The organism is Delftia sp. PX-1 (assembly GCF_055797465.1).
The window spans coordinates 299,441-322,276 of the sequence record NZ_CP184763.1 but is presented as its reverse complement, the minus strand read 5'-3'; the positions used below and the strand labels follow the sequence as shown (position 1 = coordinate 322,276).

22 protein-coding genes are annotated in these 22,836 nt (G+C 69.3%); 13 read left to right on the top strand and 9 right to left on the bottom strand.

The features are described 5' to 3' along the window. Nucleotides 1-15: 15 nt before the first annotated feature. The 3 genes from ACN20X_RS01445 to ACN20X_RS01435 are packed head-to-tail and all read right to left on the bottom strand — an operon-like array spanning nt 16 to nt 3,352. Entirely contained in the window at nt 16-828 is an 813-nt protein-coding gene (locus ACN20X_RS01445) for an HpcH/HpaI aldolase family protein (RefSeq protein ID WP_473210223.1), read from the bottom strand. A gap of 11 nt (nt 829-839) precedes the next feature. Beyond that, nucleotides 840-2,027: an L-rhamnonate dehydratase gene (gene rhmD, locus ACN20X_RS01440; RefSeq protein WP_043823180.1), complete on the bottom strand. Its 1,188-nt coding sequence runs from the start codon at nt 2,025-2,027 to the stop codon at nt 840-842. Nucleotides 2,028-2,056: 29 nt separating this feature from the next. Next, nucleotides 2,057-3,352 carry an MFS transporter gene (locus tag ACN20X_RS01435; protein ID WP_034368750.1) on the bottom strand — a complete coding sequence of 432 codons (1,296 nt, stop codon included), beginning with the start codon at nt 3,350-3,352 and terminating at the stop codon, nt 2,057-2,059. Between the two features lie 204 nt (nt 3,353-3,556). On the opposite strand from ACN20X_RS01435, the gene ACN20X_RS01430 reads away from it, so the two are divergent. From ACN20X_RS01430 to ACN20X_RS01410, 5 genes are all read left to right on the top strand, one after another. Beyond that, on the top strand, nt 3,557-4,576 hold the full coding sequence (locus tag ACN20X_RS01430) for a LysR substrate-binding domain-containing protein (RefSeq protein WP_160851234.1): 1,020 nt from the start codon (nt 3,557-3,559) through the stop codon (nt 4,574-4,576). Continuing rightward, nucleotides 4,573-4,755, top strand: a complete 183-nt coding sequence (locus ACN20X_RS01425) for a hypothetical protein (protein ID WP_034348547.1) — start codon at nt 4,573-4,575, stop codon at nt 4,753-4,755. Before ACN20X_RS01430 ends, ACN20X_RS01425 begins: the two co-directional genes overlap by 4 nt. Before the next feature lie 164 nt (nt 4,756-4,919). After that, on the top strand, nt 4,920-6,551 hold the full coding sequence (locus tag ACN20X_RS01420; RefSeq protein WP_473210222.1) for a YifB family Mg chelatase-like AAA ATPase: 1,632 nt from the start codon (nt 4,920-4,922) through the stop codon (nt 6,549-6,551). A 170-nt stretch (nt 6,552-6,721) separates the two neighbouring features. Next, on the top strand, nt 6,722-7,021 hold the full coding sequence (locus ACN20X_RS01415) for a helix-turn-helix domain-containing protein (RefSeq protein ID WP_016448653.1): 300 nt from the start codon (nt 6,722-6,724) through the stop codon (nt 7,019-7,021). A gap of 7 nt (nt 7,022-7,028) precedes the next feature. Continuing rightward, the gene (locus tag ACN20X_RS01410) at nt 7,029-8,384 is read left to right on the top strand and encodes a HipA domain-containing protein (RefSeq protein WP_473210221.1); all 1,356 of its coding nucleotides are present in this window, start codon (nt 7,029-7,031) and stop codon (nt 8,382-8,384) included. A gap of 3 nt (nt 8,385-8,387) precedes the next feature. Here ACN20X_RS01410 and ACN20X_RS01405 read toward each other — a convergent pair whose 3' ends face one another. Continuing rightward, nucleotides 8,388-9,311 (bottom strand): LysR family transcriptional regulator, encoded by a 924-nt coding sequence (locus tag ACN20X_RS01405; protein ID WP_016452133.1) that lies wholly within the window; start codon nt 9,309-9,311, stop codon nt 8,388-8,390. A gap of 102 nt (nt 9,312-9,413) precedes the next feature. Between ACN20X_RS01405 and ACN20X_RS01400 the strand changes: the two genes are divergently transcribed. Then, nucleotides 9,414-10,616 (top strand): YbfB/YjiJ family MFS transporter, encoded by a 1,203-nt coding sequence (locus ACN20X_RS01400; RefSeq protein WP_016448656.1) that lies wholly within the window; start codon nt 9,414-9,416, stop codon nt 10,614-10,616. Nucleotides 10,617-10,650: 34 nt separating this feature from the next. Then, nucleotides 10,651-11,721, top strand: coding sequence for an NAD(P)H-dependent flavin oxidoreductase (locus ACN20X_RS01395; protein WP_473210220.1), 1,071 nt, complete (start codon nt 10,651-10,653; stop codon nt 11,719-11,721). A gap of 4 nt (nt 11,722-11,725) precedes the next feature. On the opposite strand, the gene metC is transcribed toward ACN20X_RS01395, so the two are convergent. The 4 genes from metC to ACN20X_RS01375 all read right to left on the bottom strand — a co-directional run bounded on the left by metC (nt 11,726) and on the right by ACN20X_RS01375 (nt 16,399). Continuing rightward, entirely contained in the window at nt 11,726-12,955 is a 1,230-nt protein-coding gene (gene metC / locus ACN20X_RS01390) for a cystathionine beta-lyase (protein WP_473210219.1), read from the bottom strand. Next, nucleotides 12,955-13,953 (bottom strand): Bug family tripartite tricarboxylate transporter substrate binding protein, encoded by a 999-nt coding sequence (locus ACN20X_RS01385; protein ID WP_065345443.1) that lies wholly within the window; start codon nt 13,951-13,953, stop codon nt 12,955-12,957. Before ACN20X_RS01385 ends, metC begins: the two co-directional genes overlap by 1 nt. Nucleotides 13,954-14,159: 206 nt before the next feature. Continuing rightward, nucleotides 14,160-15,731: a rhodanese-like domain-containing protein gene (locus ACN20X_RS01380; RefSeq protein ID WP_473210218.1), complete on the bottom strand. Its 1,572-nt coding sequence runs from the start codon at nt 15,729-15,731 to the stop codon at nt 14,160-14,162. A gap of 131 nt (nt 15,732-15,862) precedes the next feature. After that, on the bottom strand, nt 15,863-16,399 hold the full coding sequence (locus ACN20X_RS01375) for a cysteine dioxygenase family protein (protein ID WP_046986944.1): 537 nt from the start codon (nt 16,397-16,399) through the stop codon (nt 15,863-15,865). A 159-nt stretch (nt 16,400-16,558) separates the two neighbouring features. Here ACN20X_RS01375 and ACN20X_RS01370 point away from each other — a divergent pair, with 159 nt between their 5' ends. From ACN20X_RS01370 to ACN20X_RS01355, 4 genes are all read left to right on the top strand, one after another. Further along, nucleotides 16,559-17,419, top strand: coding sequence for a LysR substrate-binding domain-containing protein (locus ACN20X_RS01370; protein WP_016448662.1), 861 nt, complete (start codon nt 16,559-16,561; stop codon nt 17,417-17,419). Nucleotides 17,420-17,559: 140 nt separating this feature from the next. Continuing rightward, nucleotides 17,560-17,886 carry a DUF3649 domain-containing protein gene (locus ACN20X_RS01365; RefSeq protein WP_016452138.1) on the top strand — a complete coding sequence of 109 codons (327 nt, stop codon included), beginning with the start codon at nt 17,560-17,562 and terminating at the stop codon, nt 17,884-17,886. Then, on the top strand, nt 17,883-19,634 hold the full coding sequence (locus ACN20X_RS01360; RefSeq protein WP_016452139.1) for a PepSY-associated TM helix domain-containing protein: 1,752 nt from the start codon (nt 17,883-17,885) through the stop codon (nt 19,632-19,634). The genes ACN20X_RS01365 and ACN20X_RS01360 overlap by 4 nt, the downstream gene beginning before the upstream one ends. Continuing rightward, complete coding sequence (locus ACN20X_RS01355; protein ID WP_016452140.1) at nt 19,631-19,912, top strand: DUF3325 domain-containing protein; 282 nt, start codon at nt 19,631-19,633, stop codon at nt 19,910-19,912. Before ACN20X_RS01360 ends, ACN20X_RS01355 begins: the two co-directional genes overlap by 4 nt. A 17-nt stretch (nt 19,913-19,929) precedes the next feature. Here the strand turns inward: ACN20X_RS01355 and ACN20X_RS01350 are convergent, their stop codons facing one another. Next, complete coding sequence (locus ACN20X_RS01350) at nt 19,930-20,736, bottom strand: SDR family NAD(P)-dependent oxidoreductase (protein WP_016452141.1); 807 nt, start codon at nt 20,734-20,736, stop codon at nt 19,930-19,932. 92 nt (nt 20,737-20,828) lie between these two features. On the opposite strand from ACN20X_RS01350, the gene ACN20X_RS01345 reads away from it, so the two are divergent. Together ACN20X_RS01345 and ACN20X_RS01340 are read left to right on the top strand one after the other, a co-directional pair. After that, nucleotides 20,829-21,764, top strand: coding sequence for a LysR family transcriptional regulator (locus ACN20X_RS01345; RefSeq protein WP_016452142.1), 936 nt, complete (start codon nt 20,829-20,831; stop codon nt 21,762-21,764). 261 nt (nt 21,765-22,025) lie between these two features. Beyond that, nucleotides 22,026-22,799, top strand: coding sequence for a ferredoxin--NADP reductase (locus tag ACN20X_RS01340; protein ID WP_473210217.1), 774 nt, complete (start codon nt 22,026-22,028; stop codon nt 22,797-22,799). The last annotated feature ends 37 nt before the right edge of the window (nt 22,800-22,836 follow it).

The following is a 22,836-nucleotide window of genomic DNA, read 5'->3' as shown; positions in this document are numbered from 1 at the left end:
GAGTTCTCCTTGGGTTCAGTAGGTGCGGGATGCAGGGGGGGCCGCCTGGTCCGTGGCGTGCGTGGCGCGATAGCGCCCCAGATTGGCCAGCGCGGCCTGGCGCAGCAGGCTGATGTCTATGCCCACGGCGATGAAGCGGCAGCCCCAGTCCGCATAGCGGCGCGCATCTTCCTCGCGCGGCGCGAGGATGCCGCAGGCCTTGCCGGCAGCCAGCGTGGCCTGGACGGTGCGGCGTATGGCGTCCTGCACCTCGCCCTGGCTGGCGTCGCCCGCATGGCCCATGCCCGTGGACAGGTCGGCCGGGCCGATGAAGACGGCGTCCACGCCATCGACGGCCGCAATCTCGGCGGCATTGGCCACGCCCCGGGGCGACTCGATCTGCACGATCAGGCACAGCTGTTCATGCGCCGTGCGGATGTAGTCGGGCACGGCATCCCAGCGCGTGGCCCGCGTCAGGCCGCCGCCCACCCCGCGCACGCCATGGGGCGGGTAGCGCATGGCGCGCACCAGCTCGCGCGCCTGTTCGGCCGTCTCCACCATGGGCACCATCAGCGTCTGCACGCCCACGTCCAGCAGTTGCTTGATGAGCACGGTGTCGCCCTGCACGGCGCGCACCACCGGGTGCGTGGCATAGGGCGCCACGGCCTGCAGCTGGCCCAGCAGCGTGGGCACGGTGTTGGGGGCATGCTCGCCATCGACCAGCATCCAGTCATAGCCCGTGGTGGCGATGATCTCGGCCGCATAGGGCGTGGCAAAGCCGGCCCAGATGCCGTACAGCGGCTCGGCGCGCCGCAGCGCGGCCTTGAAGGGGTTGGCAGGCAGTTGCATGGCGGGCTCCTTCAGTGCGTGTACGGGCGGTGCAGGGCGCACTCGGGATTGAGCTCCACGCCGAAGCCAGGCTTGTCCAGCGCCGACAGGCGCATGCGGCCGTTGACGGGCACGGGCTCGCCCAGCAGCTGCGGATGGAACATGGGCACGACCTCGTCGGCCTTGGGGGCCATCATCAGGAACTCGGCAAACGGGCTGTTGTGGCGCGTGGCCACGAAGTGGTAGCTGTAGACGCTGGAGCCATGCGGAATGACCAAGGCCTGGTGGGCATCGGCCAGGGCCGAGATCTTGAGCAGCTCGGTGATGCCGCCGCACCAGCCCACGTCGGGCTGGATGATGTCGCAGCAGCCCATCTCCAGCAGCTGGCGAAAGCCCCAGCGCGTGGCCTCGTGCTCGCCCGTGGTCACCAGCATGCCCGTGGGCACGTTCTTGCGCAGGGCCGCGTAGCCCCAGTAGTCGTCGGGCGGCAGGGCCTCCTCGATCCACTTGAGGCCATGGGCCTGCGCACCCTGGGCCAGGCGCGTGGCGTAGTTCACATCCAGGCTCATCCAGCAGTCCAGCATGAGCCAGAAGTCCGGGCCCACGCGCTCGCGCATGGTGGCCAGCTCCTGCAGGTTGCGGCGCAGCCCTTCCTCGCCCTCGGCCGGGCCGTGGTGCAGCGGCATCTTGCCGCCGATGAAGCCCATCTTCTGCGCCAGGTCGGGCCGCGCGCCCGTGGCGTAGAACTGCAGCTCGTCGCGCACGGCGCCCCCCAGCAGCTGGTGCACTGGCTCGCCGCGCACCTTGCCCAGCAGGTCCCACAGCGCCAGGTCCACGCCCGAGATGGTGTTGATGACGATGCCCTTGCGGCCGTAGTACAGGGTGGACAGGTACATCTGGTCCCAGATGCGCTCGATGTCAGTCACCCGGGCGCCTTCGAGGAAACGCGCCAGGTGCTTTTCGACGATGTAGGCCGCAGGCTCGCCGCCCGTGGTCACGGCAAAGCCCACGCGTCCGGCGCTGTCCTCGATCTCCACCACCAGCGTGCCCAGCACGTTGATGCCGAAGCTGCGGCGGCTTTGCCGGTACTCGGGGTACTTGGCCATGGGCGTGGCGATGTGGTCGTCGATCCAGTGGCCGTCGGACTGGTCGTGGTAGTCGGCGCCGCCGCCCTTGAGCGTGAAGGCGCGCACCTGCTTGATGGTGGGGATCTGTGTCATGGGATGGTTGTGCTCCGTGTGCAAGTGGTTCAGGCGGCCGACGGTGCGGCCAAGGCCGGCGCCAGGCGTGCGCGCACGCCCAGCACCAGGGCCGCAGCCAGCAGCGTGGTGCCGGCCAGCAGGTACAGGCCGGCCGCCGGGGAGTGGAAAAAGCCCTCGGCCCAGTTCTTGACGATGGGGGCGATGAAGCCCCCCACGGCGCCGAGGGAGTTGATGAAGGCGATGCCGCCAGCGGCCGCAGCGCCGGCCAGCGTGTTGGCAGGAAAGGTCCAGAACACGGGCTGCACGGCGATGAAGCCGGCCGCCGCCAGGCACAGCGCGGCCACACCCAGCAGGGGGCTGGAGAAACTCACCGATGCAGCCATGCCCACGGCAGCCATCACCAGCGTCAGGCTGGCGATGCCGCGCGGCTGGCCTGTCCGCTCGGCATGGCCCGGAATCCACCAGGCGGCCAGCAGCGCGCACAGCCAGGGAATGGCCGAGACCACGCCCACCAGCAGGCCCACCTTGGTGCCCAGCAGGCCCGCCACCTGGCTGGGCAGGTAGAACACCACGCCATAGACGCTGGCCTGGATCAGCAGGTAGATCAGCGCCAGGTAGAGCACGCGCGGCTGGCACAGCGCGGCCAGCAGGCTGTGGCCGTGGCCGCCCTTGGCGCGCTCTTCGCTGTCGAGGATGTCCTGCAGCAGCGCCTTGTCCTCGCGGCTGAGCCAGGTGGCGTCGGCGGGGCGGTTGTCCAGGTGGAAATACGCCCAGATGCCCACGGCCACGGCCATCAGCCCCTCCACCGCGAACAGCCACTGCCAGCCGTGCCAGCCGCCGATGCCGTCCAGCTCCAGCAGCAGGCCCGAGAGCGGGCTGCCGAAGATGAAGGCCAGCGGCGCGCCGAAGTAGAAAAAGCCCATGGCCTGCGCGCGGTGCGCTGCCGGGAACCAGTAGGTCAGGTACAGGATGACGCCGGGGAAGAACCCCGCCTCGGCCACGCCCAGCAAAAAGCGCAGCACGTAGAACGTGGTCTGGTCGTGGGCGAACATCATGGCCGCCGACACCAGGCCCCAGGTGACCATGATCCGGCACATCCACATGCGGGCGCCCACGCGGTGCATGATCAGGTTGCTGGGCACCTCCAGCAGCGCATAGCCCGCGAAGAACACACCCGCGCCAAAGGCGAAGGCCGCATCGCTGATGCCGGTATCGGCCTGGAAGGCCACCTTGGCAAAGCCCACGTTGGCCCGGTCCAGGAAGGCCATGATGTACATGAGCAGCAAAAAGGGCAGCAGGCGCCAGGAGATCCTGGCGAGCAGGGGAGCGGGGAGTTTTTTCATGACTTTCCTTGCAGGCAATGAGAGGCCGTCACGCCCGGTCGTCCGGAGCGCTGAAGGCGTGCTTTGTGAAGGTGCGAGCGCGGCCGCGGCGTTGGTGCCGGCCGCGTCGGCGCGTCATGAAACAGGCGATGGGCTGTGCATGTCTTGTCTCCTGGATTGGGTCTGTTTTTTCTTGTCGCAGGGCCAATGTACGGCGCATGATCGATGCTCAACAAATCGAATTTCGGTCACATCCGATACCTTGCGCTTATGCCTGACAAGCCGCCCGAATCCGCCCCGCCCGTGCTGCACCGCAGCCTGCTCAACCGTCTGCGCTACAAGCACCTGCACATGCTGGTGGCGCTGGGATCGAGCCTGAACCTGCACCGCGCATCGCTGAGCCTGGCCATGTCCCAGCCTGCAGCCACGCGCATGCTGCGCGAGATCGAGGACATGTTCGGCTGCCAGCTCTTCGAGCGCCTGCCGCGCGGCATGCGGCCCACGGCGCTGGGCGCGCAGCTGGTGCGGTTTGCCGAGGCTTCGCTCAACAGCCTGGACCGCTGCGCCGAAGACCTGGCCGCGCGCCGCCAGGGCGGCTACGGCTACCTGTCCATCGGCACCATCATGGGCGCAGCACCCGACCTGGTGATGACTGCCGTGGCCCGCATGAAGGCGCAAAGCCCGCAGCTGCGCCTGCGCATCATGGGCGACACCAGCGACCAGATCCTGCGCCTGCTGGACCAGCGGCGCATCGACCTGGCCATTGCACGGCGCAGCCCCACGGCAGACAGCAGCGGCTACGGCTTCGAGGAACTGGGCAACGAGCGGCTGCTGCTCGTCGTGCGCAGCGACCATGCGCTGGCGCGCCGGCGCAAGCTCGACTGGGAGGAACTGGTGCGCGACTGGCCCTGGATCCTGCAGCCGGCCACCAGCCCCGCGCGCATCGCGCTCGACCAGCTGCTGCAGCGCCTGGAGCTGCCCGCGCCGGCCGACATCATCGAATGCAGCTCGGTGTACTCCATGCAGCAACTGGTGCAGCTGACCGATGCCGTGATGCTGCTGTCCGAATCCGCGCTCAAGGACTATCTGCGCATGGGCCTGGTCAGGGCGCTGCCGGTCTGCATCGACGTGCCCATGGCGCCCTTCGGCATCCTCACCCGCACCGATGACGCGCCCACGCAGGAGCAGCAGCGCTTCATCGCGCTGCTGCGTGCGCAGGCCCGGGGGCTGGCTCAGGCGGGTTGAGCCAGCACCGCACGCGTTTCGGCCTGCAATCTCGCATGGCGCATGGCGCAGGGGAATGGCCGTTGCCGGGCCTGCTCGGCGGCCTGCTGTCACGCGGCCCGGGCTTCAACACCGGCGTGCAGTTCATGGGCTACTACACGGCCGTGCTGAGCGTTCCGGCGCTGGTGAAGCTGTTCTGATTTTTGCGCTGCAAGGGTCAGAACATTCTGAGATTTGGGTTCAGCGCCGCGCCCGCCGTCCACAAGGCCCAAGGCCGTTGCCATACTGGGTCACCGAAGCCGCCGCACCGCTGGCGGCTTCTTCCTTTGTGTGGCTTTGTGTCTGTCGTTCCTGCGAGGTGCCCATGGGTCTGGCCCTGGTTCAAAGTCGTGCGCTGCTGGGGCTGGCCGCCCCGCGTGTCACCGTAGAAGTGCATCTGGCCAACGGCCTGCCGTCGTTCACGCTGGTGGGTCTGGCCGATGTCGAGGTCAAGGAAGCGCGTGAACGCGTGCGCTCGGCGCTGCTGAACTCAGGGCTGGAGTTCCCGAGCAACAAACGCATCATCGTCAACCTGGCGCCCGCCGACCTGCCCAAGGATTCGGGGCGCTTCGACCTGCCCATTGCGCTGGGCATTCTCGCGGCCAGCGGCCAGATCAATGGCGATGCGCTGGCCGACTACGAATTCGCGGGCGAGCTGTCGCTGTCGGGCGCGCTGCGGCCCGTGCGCGGCGCGCTGGCCACAGCCCTGGCCCTGCACCGCCAGCAGGACGGCGCCCGCCTGGTGCTGCCGCCGGGCAGCGCGCAGGAGGCGGCCTTCGTGCCGTCGGCCCAGGTGTTCTGCGCGCACCACCTGCTGGACGTGGTGCGCCGCTTCATCACACGCTCGGCCAATGCCCTGGTGCAGGCGGAGCAGGAACCGGACGATGCCTGCTGCAGCGACGAAAGCGAGGACACCGACGAAACCGACCCCTTGCCGGCAGCAGGCGACACCCAGACATGCCCCGGCCCGGGCTGGCATGCGGTGCAGCCGCAGCCCGCCGTCGCCGTGCGCAGCAGCCTGGACCTGGCCGAGGTGCGCGGCCAGGCCCAGGCGCGGCGCGCGCTGGAAATCGCTGCGGCCGGAGGCCACGGCCTGCTGCTGGTGGGGCCGCCGGGTTCGGGCAAGTCCATGCTGGCCCAGCGCTTTGCCGACCTGCTGCCGCCCATGAGCGATGACGAGGCGCTGGAGGCCGCCGCCATCGCCAGCCTGGCCGGCCGCTTCACGCCCGAGCGCTGGCGCCAGCGCCCCACGGCCAGTCCGCATCACACGGCCAGCGCCGTGGCCCTGGTCGGAGGAGGTTCGCCGCCGCGCCCTGGCGAGATCTCGCAGTCCCATCACGGAGTACTGTTTCTGGACGAATTCCCCGAGTTCGCACGCAGCGCGCTGGAGGCGCTGCGCGAGCCGCTGGAGACCGGCCAGATCACCATCGCCAGAGCCGCCCAGCGCTGCGAATTCCCCGCGCGCTTCCAGCTCGTCGCGGCCATGAATCCCTGCCCCTGCGGCCATTGGGGGTCGACGGTGCAGCGCTGCCGCTGCACGCCCGACAAGGTGGCGCGCTACCAGGCGCGCATCAGCGGCCCGCTGCTGGATCGCATCGACCTGCATGTGGAAGTCGGCGCCCTGCCCCCGCAGGAGCTGCTGGCCGCGCGCTCGGGCGAGGCCAGCGACACCGTGCGCGAGCGCGTGGTCCAGGCCCGCGCGCTGGCCCTGCAGCGCCAGGGCAGTGCCAACCACCAGCTCCAGGGCCAGGCCCTGGACGACCACCTGGGCCTGTCGCCCGAGGCCCTGGCCTTCGCCCACAAGGCCGCCGCACGCCTGGGCTGGTCGGCCCGCAGCACCCACCGCGCGCTCAAGGTGGCGCGCACCATTGCCGACTTGGCCGGCAGCGCGGCTGTGGAGACCGGGCATGTGGCCGAGGCCATGCAGTATCGGAGGGTGTTGCGGTTGCCTTCATGAGGATCTGCATTGGACGCGGTTGCATGGTTGTCGGAATTATTTCTGATATTCCGAAATTTCCTCCTGAATGAAACGAAGTACTCCTGAATTTCGGAATATTGGAAATTGTTTTGAAAATTCCCTAAGAAATCCTAGAATTTCGGAATATCAGAAATAAAGCCAATTCATCCATGCCGTCTTCCACGCCCATGAACGGCCCGCAGCAGGATCCCCTGCAGCCCGGGGCCGTGGTCATCGCTGACCTGTCCAGGCTCGGCGCCCAGATCCGTGCCATGCGCAAGGCCCAGCACCTGCGCATCGATGACACGGCAGCCCTGTGCGGCGTGTCGCTGGATCTGCTCTCCCGTCTGGAGAACGGCAAGGGCGGCGTGGGCTCCGACAAGCTGCTGGCCGTACTCGACGGGCTGGGTCTCGCCATGGTCATCGCGCCCAAGCAGGACGCCCTGATGGCACGACTTCCACGGGCCTGAAGCGCACATGGCCACGCCGCCGTCGCTTTCGCTTTCGCTGTGGAACGATGTCGGCACGCACGTGGCCGATGTGACCCATGACCCGCACAACGATCTTTGGGGACTGCGGTATGCGCCTGCATGGCTGGAGCATGAACGGCCTTTCTACCTGGCGCCCTGCCTGCCGCTGGCCGCTCCCGAAGGGGGCTACGACTCGCGCTCCATCCGGCGTTTCATCGAGAACCTGCTGCCTGAAGGCGCGGCGCTGGATGTGGTGGCCAGAAGTCAGGGCATAGGCAAGGGCAACATCTTCGGTCTGATACGCGCCCTCGGCGCCGAGACCACCGGGGCTTTCCGGTTTCAGGCCGACGGCAGCAAGCCCGATCCCCAGGCCGCCAATACCGCTCGCCCCATATCGACAGCCGAACTCGCCCAACGCATTGCAGACCGAGACACGCGCCCTTTCATCGAGTGGGATGGCAAAGTGCGCATGTCGGTGGCCGGCTACCAGGACAAGCTGCCCGTGCACGTGGAAGGCGAGAGCGTGCAGGAAGGCACCATCTTCCTTCCCGACAACGTTCCGTCCACCCACATCCTCAAACCCCAGCCGCGCGACAGCGCGGTGCCGCACATGGTGGTGAACGAGCATTTCTGCATGCGCCTGGCAGCGGCCATGCGCTTGCCTGCAGCCGAGGTGCAGATGCTGCACGTGCCACAGCCGGTGCTGGCAGTCAGGCGCTTTGACCGCGTGCGGCAGGCGCCGCAAAGGCGGGTCGTGCGCACCCACATCATCGATGCATGCCAAGCGGGCGATCTTCCCGTCAGCTACAAGTACGAGCACCACATCGGCAGCGTGGGCGATGCCCGGCTATACCGCGACGGCATGAGCTTTCCCCGGCTGTTCGGTCTACTGGAGCACTCGGTGGCGAAGGCTGCGGACAAGCTGGCAATGATCCGATGGGCGTTGTTCCAGATACTGATCGGCAATGGCGACGCACATGGCAAGAACTTCTCCTTCCACGTGCTGCCGCAGGGCCTGGCGACCGCGCCCTGGTATGACCTCGTCAGCGTGGCCCAGTATCCCGATGTGTCCCAGGAACTGGCGATGGCCTTCGGCGACTGCTTTGCGCTGGAGGAACTCACACCCTTCGAGTTTGCGCATTTCGCGCACCTGTGTGCGATAGACCGCAGGCTGCTCGCACGTGAAGCCCAGCGCATGGCCAGGGCAGCTCCTGGTGCGGCGGCCAAGGTTCTGCGCGAATCGCCTTACACGCCAGAAGAACACGTCTTCGCCCAGCGCATCGCCGCCTATGCGACCACCCAGGCCCAAAGACTGGTGGACGTCGCCCAGAAGGCAGCAGCCTTGCCTTCCGATCTGTTCTGAGTTTCAGGCAGACGCTGCCGGGACGGCTTCCATGCCCAGGGCTTCTTCGCCCTGCACACCCTCGATCCCCAGCACCTCCACGCACGCATGCAGCGCAGGCGACCAGCCCTGGCGCGCGGGCACGACGAACCAGGTTTCCACGCGGGCGACTTCCTGGGCGAGTGCGCCGGGCAGGGCCGTGATGTGCACGCCGAAGCGGTGCTGCTGGGCCTGGACCACGCTGCGCGGCAGCAGGCCGTAGCCCATGCCGGCGGCCACGCAGCCGAGGATGGCGTCCAGCGATCCCATTTCCATGATGCGTGCGGCCACGCCGCGCGTGGCCAGCAGCAGTTCGATGCGCTGGCGGTAGCTGCAGCCCTGGCGGAAGGCCAGGAAGGGCACGGCGCTGAGCTGGGCGGCATCGGGAAAGCGCGGCAGCGCGAAGGCGGTGACCAGCACCAGTTCCTCCTCGAAAACCTTCCAGCCCTGCAGCCGCGACTGGGGCGGCATGCCCGAGACGAAGGCGCAGTCCAGCCGCCCTGCCAGCAGGTCGGCCAGCAGCTCGGCCGTGGTGGCCGTGCGCAGCTCCAGGTCCAGGCCGGGCCGGGCCTGGTGCAGGCGCGCCAGCAGCGGCGGCAGGCGCAGCGCGGCCGTGGTTTCCATGGAGCCTATGCGCAGCGCGCCTGCGGCCCGGGCGCTGCCCTGCAGCAGCGCCAGCGCTTCGTCGTGGTCGGCCAGCATGCGCCGCGCGTATTGCTCCAGCAGGCGGCCGGCAGGCGTGGCGTGCACGGGAGCGCTGCGCTCCAGCAACTGCACGCCAGCCTCGTCCTCGAGCTTTTTCACATGGGCCGTCACGTTGGACTGCACGGTGTGCAGTTGCTGCGCGGCGGCGCCGAAGCTGCCGCTGTCGCAGACGGCCAGGAACATGCGCAGGGACTTCAATTGCATCGCGGCTCCAGTGGCATTCATCTTCAATCGAGATCGACGCCATCATTTTGAATCATTGGACATGATGACTCCGGCGGCTTAAGGTATGCCCATCCTCCCCGCATGGCGCCCACTCCCGTGATCCAACGCAACGAAACTTCCCTGCTGCTGACCGGCTTCATGGCCACGCTCAGCGGCGTCGGCCTGGCGCGCTTTGCCTACACGGCGCTGATGCCGCAGATGGTGCATGCCGGCTGGTTCAGCGGCGAGCAGGTGGCCTACCTGGGCGCGGCCAATCTGCTGGGCTATCTGATCGGGGCGCTGGCGGCCGCGCCGCTGGCCGAACGCCTGGGCGCGCTGCGCGTGCTGCTGTGGTGCTGGGTGGCCCTGGCGCTGAGCTTTGCGGCCTGCGCCTGGCCGCTGCCCATGCCCTGGTTCTTTGCCTGGCGCTGCATCTCGGGCATTGGCGGCGCCATCCTGATGGTGCTGGGCCCCTCCGTGGCCCTGGCGGCCACGCCCCTGCAGCGGCGTGCGGCCCTGGGGCCGCTGATGTTCTGCGGCATAGGTGCCGGCGCCCTGCTGTCGGCCACGCTGATACCGCTGCTGGCGCGCCAGAGCCTGGGCGCCGTCTGGTGGGCGCTGGCGGCGGTCTGCGCCTGGGCCGGCTGGCTGGGCTGGCGCCATGTGCGGCGGCTGCCGGTGCCTGCGCCCATCGCCATCACGCCCCATGCCCGGCCCGTGCCCGCCGCGCCCCTGTGGACGCTGCCCGTGGTGCTGGTGATGCTGGCCTATATGACGGACGCCTTCGGCTTTGTGCCGCACACGGTGTTCTGGGTGGACTACCTGGCGCGCGAGCTGCAGTTGGGCGATGCCTACGCCTCCACGCAGTGGGCCGTGTTCGGCCTGGGCGCCATTGCCGGGCCGCTGGTGGCCTCGCTGTGCGCCACGCGCTTTGGCTGGTGGGGCACGACCACGGGCGCCTATGCGGTCAAGACCCTGGCCATTGCCATGCCGCTGTTCTGGGTGGGATTTGCGGGGCATGCGACCTCGTCCTTCCTGGTGGGCGCGCTGTCGCCGGGCATGGCGGCCATCACCTCGGGCTACCTGATGCAGCTGATCGGCCCCGTGCAGCACAAGCGCATGTGGGGCTATGCCACGGCGGCCTTTGCGCTGATGCAGGCCGTGTCGGGATATTTCATGGCCTGGAGCTATGCGGGCCTGGGCTCGTACCAGCGCCTGTTCGTCATCGGCAGCGTGTCGCTGCTGCTGGGCACGCTGATGATCGCCGCCAGCCGCGCCAGCGCACGCCGGCAGGCCGCCGCATGAGTGCGCGGATTCGAGGCAGGAAACAAGGAGTCGTATGAGCACCGCAAAGACCGCGTGGATGGCCCGACTGGGCATGCGCCATCCCATCATCCAGGCCCCCATGGCCGGCACGTCCATGCCCGCGCTGGCGGCCGCCGTCACCGAGGCCGGCGGCCTGGGCTCGCTGGGCATTGGCGCCAGCGGCACGGAGCAGGCACGCCAGCAGATCGTGCAGACGCGCGCGCTGACTTCGGGCGCCTTCAACGTCAACCTGTTCTGCCACCGGCCGGCCCGGGCCGATGCGCAGCGCGAGGCCGCCTGGCTGGCCCATCTGGCGCCCGAGTTCGCGCGCTTTGGCGCCACGCCGCCTGCCACGCTCAACGAGATCTACGCCACCGCCGTCGGCAACGCCGCGCTGCAGGCCATGCTGATGCAGGAGCGGCCCGCCGTGGTGAGCTTTCATTTCGGGCTGCCTGAGCAGGGCTTCATCGACGCGCTGCGCGCAGCCGGCGTCGTGACCCTGGCCAGCGCCACGTCGCTGGACGAGGCGCGCCAGGTGGAGCAGGCCGGTGTCGATGCCATCGTGGCCCAGGGCGTGGAGGCCGGGGGGCACCGCGGCACGTTCGATCCCGCGCAGGACCGCATGATGGGCACCTTCGCCCTGGTGCGCGTGCTGGCCCGCAACACGGCCCTGCCGGTGATCGCGGCCGGCGGCATCATGGACGGCGAGGGCATTGCGGCCGCGCTGGGCCTGGGCGCCTGTGCGGCGCAGCTGGGCACGGCCTTCATCCTCTGCCCTGAATCGTCCGCCAGCCCGGCCTACCGTGCCGAGCTGCGCAGCGAACGCGCCCACCACACAGGCATCACCGCCGCCATCTCGGGCCGGCCGGCGCGCGGCATGGTCAACCGACTGCATGCGCTGGGCGCCAGCCATGGCCAGCCCCTGCCCGACTACCCGCGCGTCTACGACGCAGGCAAGGCCCTGCACCAGGCGGCGTCCGCCCAGGGCAGCTCCGACTACGCAGCCCACTGGGCCGGCCAGGGTGCGCCGCTGGCGCGTGAGATGCCGGCCGCTGCGCTGGTGCAGACGCTGGCCGGCGAACTGGCGCGCGCTCAGAGGGCCTGATCGCTCAGGCAGGCATGTCCAGCGCCGCCAACCCCTGCTCCAGGTCGGCGATGAGGTCGCGCGGCGACTCCAGGCCGATGTGCAGGCGCACCACGGGCCCGCGCGCACTCCAGTCGGTGACGCTGCGCGCCTGCGCCATGTGCGCGGCCGTCGCCAGGCTTTCGTAGCCGCCCCAGGAGGCGCCGATGCCGAAGAGCCGCAGGCCGTCGATGAAGCGGTCCACGGCGGCCTCGGCGGTGCCGGGCTGCAGCTCCAGCGAAACCAGGCCGTTCGTGCCCTGGCAGTCGCGCAGCCACAGCGCATGGCCGGGGTGCGTGGGCAGCGCGGGGCAGAACACGGTGGCCACGGCCGGGTGCTGCTGCAGCCAGTGCGCCACCTCCAGCGCATGCGCCTCGTGCATCTGCAGCCGTGCGGCCAGCGAGCGCATGCCGCGCAGCACCAGCCAGGCATCGTCGGGGCTGACCGCCATGCCGAAGGCATCGCAGCGCGCGGCCAGCGGCTCCCAGGCGGCCTCGGTGGTGGCCACGGTGCCCATCATCACGTCGGAGTGGCCAGCCAGGTACTTGGTGGCTGCCATCACCGAGACATCGGCCCCCAGCGCCAGCGGCCGGTACTGGCAGCCCGATCCCCAGGTGTTGTCGGCCACGACCAGGGCGCCGCGCGCATGGGCCATGGCGGCCAGCGCGGGCAGGTCGCACATTTCGTAGACCAGCGATCCCGGGCATTCGGCATAGACCATGCGGGTGTTGGGGCGCATGCGCGCCTGGGCGTCGCTGCCATCGGCCGCGAAGAAGTCGTACTCGATGCCGTAGGGCCGCAGCCATTGGCCGGCCAGGTGGCGCACAGGCTGGTAGGCGCTGTCGGTCAGCAGCACATGGTCGCCGGGGCGCAGGTAGCTGAGCAGGGCCATGCCGATGGCCGCCAGGCCGGTAGGCAGCAGCCGCGTGCGGTGGGCGCCTTCCAGCTCGCTGACGGCATCTTCCAGCGCAAAGCCGGTGGGCGTGCCGCGCGCGCCGTAGCTGAAGATGCGCTCGCCGGCGCGGCGCTCGCGCATCTCGCGCTGCTGTGCCGTGCTCTCGAACAGCACGGTGCTGGCGCGCACCAGGGGCGGGTTGACGGCCGTGCCGCCCGCATAGGCCGGGCGCTTGCCCGCATGCAGCAGCCGGGTCTGCAGGTCCAGCGCGGGGGCACCAGGGGCCGATGATCCAGGCACGGGGGCGTGTTCGGCAGCCATCAGTCGATCTTCGCGCCCGAGAGCTTGACCACGCGCGACCAGCGCTCCATGTCCTGGCGCAGCTGGGCGGCAAAGGCTTCGGGCGTATTGGCCACGACTTCGCTGCCGCCATCGACGACCAGCTTGGTCACTTCCGGCAGTTGCAGGGTGCGCACGATGGCGTCGTGCAGATAGGCCACGCGCTCGGGCGGCGTGCCGGCGGGTGCGAAGAAGCCGTACCAGTCCTCGAAGCGCGCATTGCGCAGGCCCAGCTCCTCCAGCGTGGGCACCTTGCCGAACACGCCGATGCGGCGCGGGCTGGTGACGGCCAGCGCACGCACCTGGCCCGCCTGGATCATGCCGGCCACGGACGAGGTGGAGGTGATCAGCACATCGACCTGCTGGCCCAGCAGATCGTTGATGGCCGGCCCCGCGCCCTTGTAGGGCACATGGGTCATGGGCACGCCGTTTTCCTTGGACAGCACCACGCCCACCAGGTGCGACAGCGTGCCGTTGCCGGGCGTGGCATAGGTGACGCGGCCCGGCTCGCCCTTGCTGCGCGCCACCAGGTCGGCAAAGCTCTTGAGGGGCGAGGCCGAGGCGACCACGATGGCCAGCGGCGCCGCGTTGATCTGCGTGATGGGCACGAAGTTCTTGAGCGGATCAAAGCCCGGCGCGCTGTACAGCGCGGGGTTCACCGCCATCAGCGAGACCTGGCCCGTGAGCACGGTGTAGCCATCGGGCTTGGCCTCGGCCACGGCCTTGGCGCCGATGTTGCCGCCCGCGCCGCCCCGGTTTTCCACCACGGAGGGCTGGCCCGTGGCCTCGGTCAGGCGCGTGGTAACCCAGCGCGTGCTGGCGTCGTTGCCGCCGCCCGGCGGGAAGGGCGAGATGAAGCGGATCGGCTGGGCCGGATAGCCGTTGCGTGCAGCCAGCGGCTCGGCCGTGGCCTGCGAGAGCATGGCCAGGGCCGCGAGGCTGGCGGCCAGCATCCTGGCCAGGGTGGGGATTGCGAACATGTCTTGTCTCCTGTCGTTATGTGATCTGATTTATGTCGCTCTACGGCAAGTCAGCGATATATGGCGCTGCCTTTGCAACTGACGTGACTTTGGCCAGGGGCACCAAGCAAGGGCCTACGCCGGCCGCGCCGCCCCCGCAGCGAGGGTGCCGTCCCCCTCCCGCGCAGCGAGAGAGGGGGAAGCGGCGAAGCCGCTCAGGGGGAGCTTCATGCACTCGGCAGGCGGAAGGCGGCCAGTTCCTGGGCATCGAGCTGCGGCACCAGGCCCGTCTCCCAGGCCAAGTAGCGGCGTGCCGCTTCCTTGTTGCCGTCGTGGCGGTCGTGCACGAAGAACAGGTAGTCGATGCATTCGGCGTCGGTGGGGCTGTCGGGCGTGGCCTCGACGGGCAGGCCGGCCTGCTGCCATGCGGCCAGGCCGCCTTCGAGCAGCAGCGGCGCGGCGCCCTGCAGCTCCAGCGCGGCCCATTGCGCCATGCCGGGCTCGTCGGCCACCAGCACGATCTGGCGCGTCTCGCCGGCCAGATCGCTGGCAAGGCACGGGCGGATGGACCAGCGGGCCCCGGCGATGTGGCCTGCGCGGTACTTCATGCCCGCGCGCAGATCGACCACGGCCACCTCGCCCTGGCGCATGCGTTCGTGCAGGGCCTGCACCGCGATGCCTGCCAGTGCGGGGGCCTGGGGCAGCTGGGCCGGTGCGAGGTCCAGGCCGCTGTGCAGGCCGCCCCGCAGCACGCAGGCGTCATGGCCGAGCTGGCGCAGCCAGCTGGCCACCACGGGGGCGCGCACGCCATCGCTGTCGAACAGCACCAGGCGCGCACCGCGCACGCCCACGTACTGGTCGCCGGCCTGCATGAGCTGGCCACCGGGCGTGTGCTGGGCGCCGGGCAGCGAACCGGCCTTGAATTCCTCGGGCGTGCGCACATCGCACAGGAACAGCGTGCGCGCAGCATCCTGGCTCCAGGCGCGCACGGTGTCGGCATCGACCTCGGGCACGTCGAAGCGTTCGGCCAGGGCGCGGGCCTGTGCTTGCAGCGCGCTGCTGGCCGAGTCGTCGCCATAGCGCTGCGTGCCGCCGTGCTCCAGCGGCAGGTCGGCCAGGTACCAGCCCTGGGTGCCGTTTTCCAGCGCGTAGACGGGGTTGGGAATGCCCAGGTTGATCAAGGTCTGCGCGCCGATGATGGAGCGCGTGCGGCCCGCGCAATTGACCACGATGGGCGTGGCCGCATCGGGCACCAGGCGGCTCACGCGCAGCGCCAGCTCGCCATTGGGGCAGCAGATGGCGCCGGGGATGTTCATCTTGTGGAACTCGGAGACGGGCCGGCCGTCCAGCACCACCAGGGGCAGGCCCGCCGCCTGGCGCGCCGCCAGCTGCTGGGCCGTGATGCGCGGCGTGCCGTAGGCGTGCTCGGCCAGTTCGCCAAAGGTCTTGGAGGGCAGGTTCACGCCGGCGAACAGCGTGTAGCCTGCCGCGCTCCAGGCCTGGGTGCCGCCTTCCAGCACAGACACCTGGGTGTAGCCCAGGGCTTCGAGGCGGCGCGCGGCGCGCCCGGCCACGCCCGCGCCGGCATCGCCCTCGCCACCGTCGTAGGTGACGACGCGCACCTGCCTGCGCGGCACCAGGCGGGGCACATCCAGCTCCAGCCGGCTGTAGGGCAGGGGCGTGGCGTAGAACAGGTGCGACTCGCCGTACTGGCCGTGCTCGCGCACGTCGAGCAGCGCGATCTCCTGGCCGTCGTGCAGCCAGGATTTGAGGGTGTGGGCGTCAATGGATGCGGTCATTGCATGCGGTCCGGGAAAAAGATCGGCAAGGAATTTCGGGCAAAGCCCTGCCACGCGCGCCCCGTGGGGCGCGCTGCGGCATGGACAGGGAAAAGGCAGGAAGCGGGAGGTAGCGGCCGGAAGGCCGGGGCTCAGCGGCGCGTCTGCACGCCGATGGCCATGGTCTGGCAGGTGCCGGCGGCCAGGTCGTAGCTGGTGCGCTCGTTGAGCGTCTCCAGCGCGCGGCCGTACATGTGCAGGTGGCGGATGACCTGCTCGCCCTGGATCTCCACGGAGTGGATGTCCTCGGGCATGAGGGCGATGCCCTGGCCTGGCGCCACCACCACGAGATCCGTCTCACGCAGCGTGGCCTTGCCGGGGACGGAGCCGTCGTCGGTGCGCTCGTAGACGCGGTTGTGCTCCGTGCCTTCCACGGCGGCAATGCAGGCCCAGGTCGTGTGGTTGTGCGGCACGATGCGCTTGCCCGGGCGCATGACGTTGAGGTACAGCGCATAGCTCTGGTCGGCGTCCTCGGCGATCAGGTAGCGCGCCTGGTGCTCGCCCTCTTCGGGCGCGGCGTAGTCGGCCTGCTGCCAGAAGTCTCGGCGCGCGGCCAGGCCCAGCAGCTGCTGGAGCACGGCGTCCAGGCTGGCGCGCGTGGCAGCGCCTTCGCCAATGGCCTGCTTCATGTGGTCGATGGCCGCTGCCACGGCGGCGCTGCGCTGTTCGGTGATGGTGGTGGTGGTATTCAAAGGGGACTCCTTGTCGTCGTTGAAGCCCACTGTAGTGAGGCGTCCGGCCCGCAACAATCCACGCACCCTCAACAAATACTTCAATAAAATTGAAGTATGGAGACGCTTGACCTGGACCTGCTGCGCACCCTGGCCGCCATTGCCAGCCACGACAGCTTTGCCGCCGCCGCCGTGCAGATGGGCCGCACGCAATCGGCCATCACCCAGCAGATGCAGCGGCTGGAGGAGAAGATCGGCCACGCGCTGTTCGAGAAGCAGGGCCGGCAAAAACGCCTCACCGACCACGGCCAGCGCCTGCTGGGCTATGCGCGCCACATGCTGGCCATCCACGACGAGGCGCTGCGCAACCTGCAGCACCGCCAGGTGCAGGGCCTGGTGCGCATTGGCGCACCCCACGACGCGGCCGACAACATGCTGCCGCCCGTGCTGCAGGAGATCGCGCTGAACTTTCCGGGCATGCAGATCGACATCCATGTGGGGCGCAGCCCTTTCCTGATGGAGTCGCTCAAGCAGGGCGAGCTGGACCTGGCCATCTCCAACCGGGAGGATGAAGGCTTCGAGGGCTTTGCCCTGCGCTCCACACCCACGGTCTGGCTGTGCGGCGCGGGCTATGCCCATGACCCGGGCAAGCCCGTGCCCCTGGTCATGGCCGACGGGCCCAGCATCTTCCGCCGCCTGGGCTGCGACGCGCTGGATGCGGCAGGCATCGCCTGGACACCGCGCCATACCTGCACCAGCCTGGTGGGCATACGCGCGGCCCTGCGCGCGGGCCTGGGCGTGACGGCGCGCGGCGTGGAGCAACTGGACCCGGGCCTGCGCGTGCTGGGTGCGGGCGACGGTATGCCGCCGCTGCCGGACCTGGTCTACCGCCTGTACATCCGCAGCCATGTGATCAGCCCCGTCACGCGCCAGATCTTCGAGAACCTGCAGGCACGCATGCGGCTGCCGGCCGGCTGAGGGACAGCGTTGGGGAGGCGGAGGGACGGCAGGCGTGCAGCTTGCCAGCGTTGCTTGTAATGGGACTTATTCTCAAATAACATCCGCGCCACCGCCGCCTCCTCTGCCGGTGTTTTTCGAGCCTTTCCAGGCACTGCGCCATGCCATCTCCCACTCTTGCCCGCACCCATGACTGGTTCCGTGACTGGTTCCGTGACTACGGGCCGCTGATCTCCCGCATCCTCGCTGCGCTGTTCGGCGGCTATGCCGTGGCCGCCCTGGCCAGCGTGGCCGTTGTGGCCCTGCCCGCAGACCGCACGCAGGCGGCGATCTCGGGCACCTTGCTGAGCTTTGCCGTCTACGCGGGCGCGGTGATCTGGGTGTTTGCCGTGCGCAGCGCCACGCGCGCCTGGGCCGGCCTGCTGGTCGCCGCCCTGGTACTGGCGCCTGCCGCGTGGTGGACCTGGGGCAAGGGGCTGGGCGCATGAACACGAACACCACGAACACCACGAACACCCCGGACACCACGAACACGGCCGGCAAGTCTGCCAAGCCCGGGAAAGCCGCCAAGGCGCCCGGCATCCGCCAGACCATGTCCGACCTGCACACCTGGGTCGGCCTGCTGCTGGGCTGGTTCCTCTACGCCATGTTCCTCACGGGCACGGTGAGCTATTTCAGGAACGAGATCACGCAGTGGATGCAGCCCGAGCAGCCGCACCAGAGCCAGGCGAGCGAGCCCGCGCTCGTGGCCCAGCGGATCGGCGACGCCATGGCGCATGTGGCGCCGCAAAGCCCGCAATGGCTGATCAACCTGCCCGATGCGCGCAGCACGGTGGCCACGGTGTTCTGGAGCCCGCCGCAGACCGAAAAGGGCACCAGGCGCCGCTTCGAGAACGGCCGCTTCGACCCGGCCACCGGCACGCGCCTCGAAGGCCCGGTGCGCGAGACGCGCGGCGGCGAGTTCTTCTACCGCTTCCACTTCCAGTTCCACTACATGCCCGTGCTCTGGGGCCGCTATCTGGCGGGGCTGTGCGCCATGTTCATGCTGGTGGCCATCGTCAGCGGGGTGATCACGCACAAGAAGATCTTTGCCGACTTCTTCACCTTCCGCTGGGGCAAGGGCCAGCGCTCCTGGCTGGACGCGCACAACGCGCTGTCCGTGCTGGGCCTGCCCTTTCACCTGATGATCACATACACCGGCCTGGTGACGCTGGCCCTGATGTACATGCCCTGGGCCAGCCTGGCCACCACCATGACGCCCGAGCAGCGCGTGGTGGCAGGCCAGCAGCTCAGCGCCTTCGTTCCGGCAGGCAAGCCCTCGGGGCAGGCCGCGCCCCTGGCACCGCTGGCCGACATGGTGCGCCAGGCCGAGCAGCGCTGGGGCGCGGGCCAGGTGGAGCGCCTGAACGTCAACCTGCCCGGCGATGCCAAGGCCAGCGTGGTCGTGGTGCGCGGCGACAACGGCCGCGTCTCCATCAGCCCGCAGTTCATGACGTTCGACGGCGTCAGCGGCCAACTGCTCAAGGCCCAGGACAGCGTGGGCGCCGCTGCCGAGACGCGCGGCGTGCTCTATGCGCTGCACATGGGCCGCTTCGGCGACCTGCCCACGCGCTGGCTGTACTTCATCGTCAGTCTTGCGGGCACGGCCATGGTGGGCACGGGACTGGTGCTGTGGAACGTGAAGCGGCGCAGCAAGCTGCCCGACCCGGAAAGGCCGCATTTCGGCTTCCGGCTCGTGGAACGGCTGAACATCGCCACCATCGCCGGCCTGTCCATCGGCATGGCCGGCATGCTCTGGGCCAACCGCCTGCTGCCGGTGGAGATGGCGCAGCGCGCCGAGTGGGAGGTGCACGCCATGTTCATCGCCTGGGGGGCCACCCTGTTCTGGGCGATGGGCCGGCCCGCCAGGCGGGCCTGGATCGAGTTGCTGTGGGCCGGCGCCGCCGTTCTGGCCCTGCTGCCCGTGGTCAACGCGCTGACCACGGATCGCGGCCTCTTGGCCAGCCTGCGCGCGGGCGACTGGGTGTTTGCCGGCATGGACCTCATGCTGCTGGCCCTGGCCGCACTGCATGCCCATCTGGCCCTGCGCACCCAGCGCCACCAGCCCAAGGCCAAACCGGTGCGCGCCGCCCGGCCCGCGCCTACGGCAGCCGCCACTGCAGCAGCCACCACGGCAGTGGCTGCCACGGCAGTGGCCGCCACAGCAGCAGCCGCCGCAGCGGAGACCAGCGCATGAGCATGGCCCATCTGTTCTGTCAGCTGCTGGCCCTGGGCGCCTTCGCCTGCCTGGCCCTGGCCATGGACCGCCACCAGAGCGACCTGTTCGGCAAGGAACTGCCACCCGCCCGCACACGGCGCCTGCGCGCGGCCGGCTGGGTGCTGCTGGCGCTGTCGCTGTGGGCGGCGCTGCAGGTGGAGCCCTGGTCGCTGGGGCTGGTGGCCTGGTTCGGCCACATCAGCGCAGCCGCCGCCATCGTGCTGCTGTCCATGGTGGCGCGCGAGCGGCTGCGCTGACGCCCCTCCCGGCGCCTTCAGAGAAACATTCCCCCCGAGGCCTCGATGCGCTGACCCTGCACCCAGCCCATGCCGGGCTGCAGCAGGGCGGCCATCACGGGGCCGATGTCGTCGGGCTGGCCCACGCGGCCCAGCGCCGTCTGGCTGGCCAGGGCGGCGCCGACCTGCGCATCGTCGCGCACACGGCCACCGCCAAAATCCGTGGCAATCGCCCCCGGCGCCACCGTGTTGACGCGAATGCCGCGCGCCCCCAGCTCGCGCGCCAGGTAGCGCGTCAACACCTCCACGCCGCCCTTCATGGCCGCATAGGCCGCATAACCGGGCTGGGTGAAGCGCGTGAGCCCGCTGGACAGGTGGATGATGCTGCCGCCGTCGCGCAGCAGGGGCAGCAGGTGCTGGCTCAGGAAGAACGGCGCCTTCAAGTGGATGGCGACCAGCTCGTCGAACTGCGCCTCGGTGGTGGTGGCGAATGGCGCGTTGATGCCGATGCCGGCGTTGTGCACCAGCGCATCGAGGCGGTCGGCCTGCCAGGTCTCGGCCAGGGCCCGGCGCACGCGGGCCGCAAAGTCCGCAAAGCCCGCGCTGCGCGCCACGTCCAGCTGCAGGGCGGCGGCCCGCCCGCCCAGCGCCTCGATGGCGGCCACGGCGGCCTGGGCCTCGTCGGCACGCTCACGGTAGGTCAGCACCACGTCCAGGCCCTGGCGCGCCAGGTGCTCGGCCGTATTGCGGCCCAGGCCGCGGCTGCCGCCCGTGACGAGGACGATGCGGCGGTTTGCAATGGAAGAAGCGGTCGAAGGAGAAGTGTTCGAAAGAGACGCTGTCATGACGGACCTCGGCAGTGGGTTGCAATGACGGCGACTGTATTGAAGGCTGTTTTCTGGATAAATTGGCTGTTTCTGATTTATTTGTTCGTCCCATGCAAACAATCAAGCTTCTGGAGCAGATGCAGATCTTCAGCCGCGTGGCCGAGATGGCCAGCTTCACGCGTGCGGCCGACAGCATGGGTTTGCCCAAGGCCAGCGTCTCCCAGGCCGTGCAGCAGCTGGAGGCGCGGCTGGGCACGCGGCTGCTGCACCGGACCACGCGGCGCGTGCAGCTCACCCAGGACGGCCAGGCCTGCTACGAACGCTGTCAGGACCTGCTGGCCGACGTGGACGAATTCCAGGGCCAGTTCCAGCAGGCCGGCGACGCACCGCTGCAAGGCAAGGTGCGGCTGGACATGACCACCGGCCTGGCGCGCCACGTCGTCATGCCCTTGCTGCCGCAACTGCTGCAAAGCCATCCGGCGCTGGAGCTGGAGCTGAGCTGCACCGAGCGTCGCGTGGACCTGGTGCGCGAAGGCTTTGATTGCGTGCTGCGCCTGGGCCCCGTGGACGAGCCCGGCCTGGTGGCACGCCCGCTGGGCCTGGTGGCGCTGGCCACCTGCGCCAGCCCCGGCTATGTCCAGGCCCACGGGCTGCCCGCCACGCTGCAGGATCTGGGCGGTCACCGGCTGGTGCACTACCAGCGCACGCTGGGCGCGCGGCCGCTGGGCTTCGAGTACGAGGAGGATGGCCAGCCCCGGTACCTGCCGATGGCGGGCGCGCTCACCGTGAACAACGCCGAGGCCTATCTCTCGGCCTGCCAGGCCGGCCTGGGCCTGATCCAGGTCCCGCGCCTGGCCGTGCAGCCGCTGCTGGATGCCGGGGAGCTGATCGAGGTGTTGCCCCGCCATCCGCCCCCGCCCATGCCCTTGCACCTGATCTATGCCCACCGCCGCCAATTGCCACGCCGCGTGCGCGTGCTCATGGACTGGCTGGCACAGGCCATACAGCACTGGACACTCGACGCTGGCCTGCCCGAAAAGCAATAGGCGATGGCCCGCTGGACTCGGCCAGCGTCATTTTGCTTATCACTAATCCGTATCAAGACAAAGGTTCGCGCCTGCCCCTTTTGACGCCATTTACCGGACAATAGCGACCTTGCCCCGGTCACCGGCCGCCACGAAGCAGCGGCAACGCGCACACCGCGCCTGCCCCCTGCGCTTCCCGCCACCGCGTGCCTGCATGGCACTGACCTCTCATTGCAACGTCCCGGCGGGCACTGTCCGCCCCGAATTCACCGTATTGCCAACATGAGTGCTTTTCTTGAAGAACGCGTGCTGTCCGTCCACCACTGGACCGAACGCCTTTTCTCCTTCACCACCACCCGTGACACTGCGCTGCGCTTTTCCAACGGCCATTTCACGATGATCGGCCTGAAGGTCGACGGCAAGAACCTGCTGCGCGCCTACTCCATTGCCAGCCCCAATTACGAGGAGCACCTGGAGTTCCTGTCCATCAAGGTGCCCGACGGCCCGCTGACCTCGCGCCTGCAGAACATCAAGGTGGGCGACACCATCATCGTCGGCAAGAAGCCCACGGGCACGCTGCTGATCGACTACCTGCTGCCCGGCAAGAACCTGTACCTGATCGGCACCGGCACGGGCCTGGCCCCCTGGCTGGCCGTGGCGCGCGACCCCGAGACCTACGAGCGCTACGAGAAGGTGGTCGTGGTGCACGGCGTGCGCCATGCCAACGAGCTGGCCTACCAGGAGCTGTTCGAGAAGGAACTGCCCGAGCACGAGTTCCTCGGTGAGATCGTCAAGGACAAGCTCATCTACTACCCCACGGTGACGCGCGAGCCCTTCCGCAACCAGGGCCGCATCTCCAACCAGATCACGGCCGGAACCTTCCCGCAGAACATCGGCCTGCCCGAGCTCAACCCCGAGACCGACCGCGTCATGCTGTGCGGCAGCCCCGCCATGCTGAACGAACTCAAGGAGCTGCTGGAGCACCGCGGCTTCAAGGAAGGCAACACCACCACGCCCGGCGACTTCGTGGTCGAGCGCGCCTTCGTCGAGAAGTAAAGCCCACGACACCCCGTGGCGGGGCGGCTGCCGATAA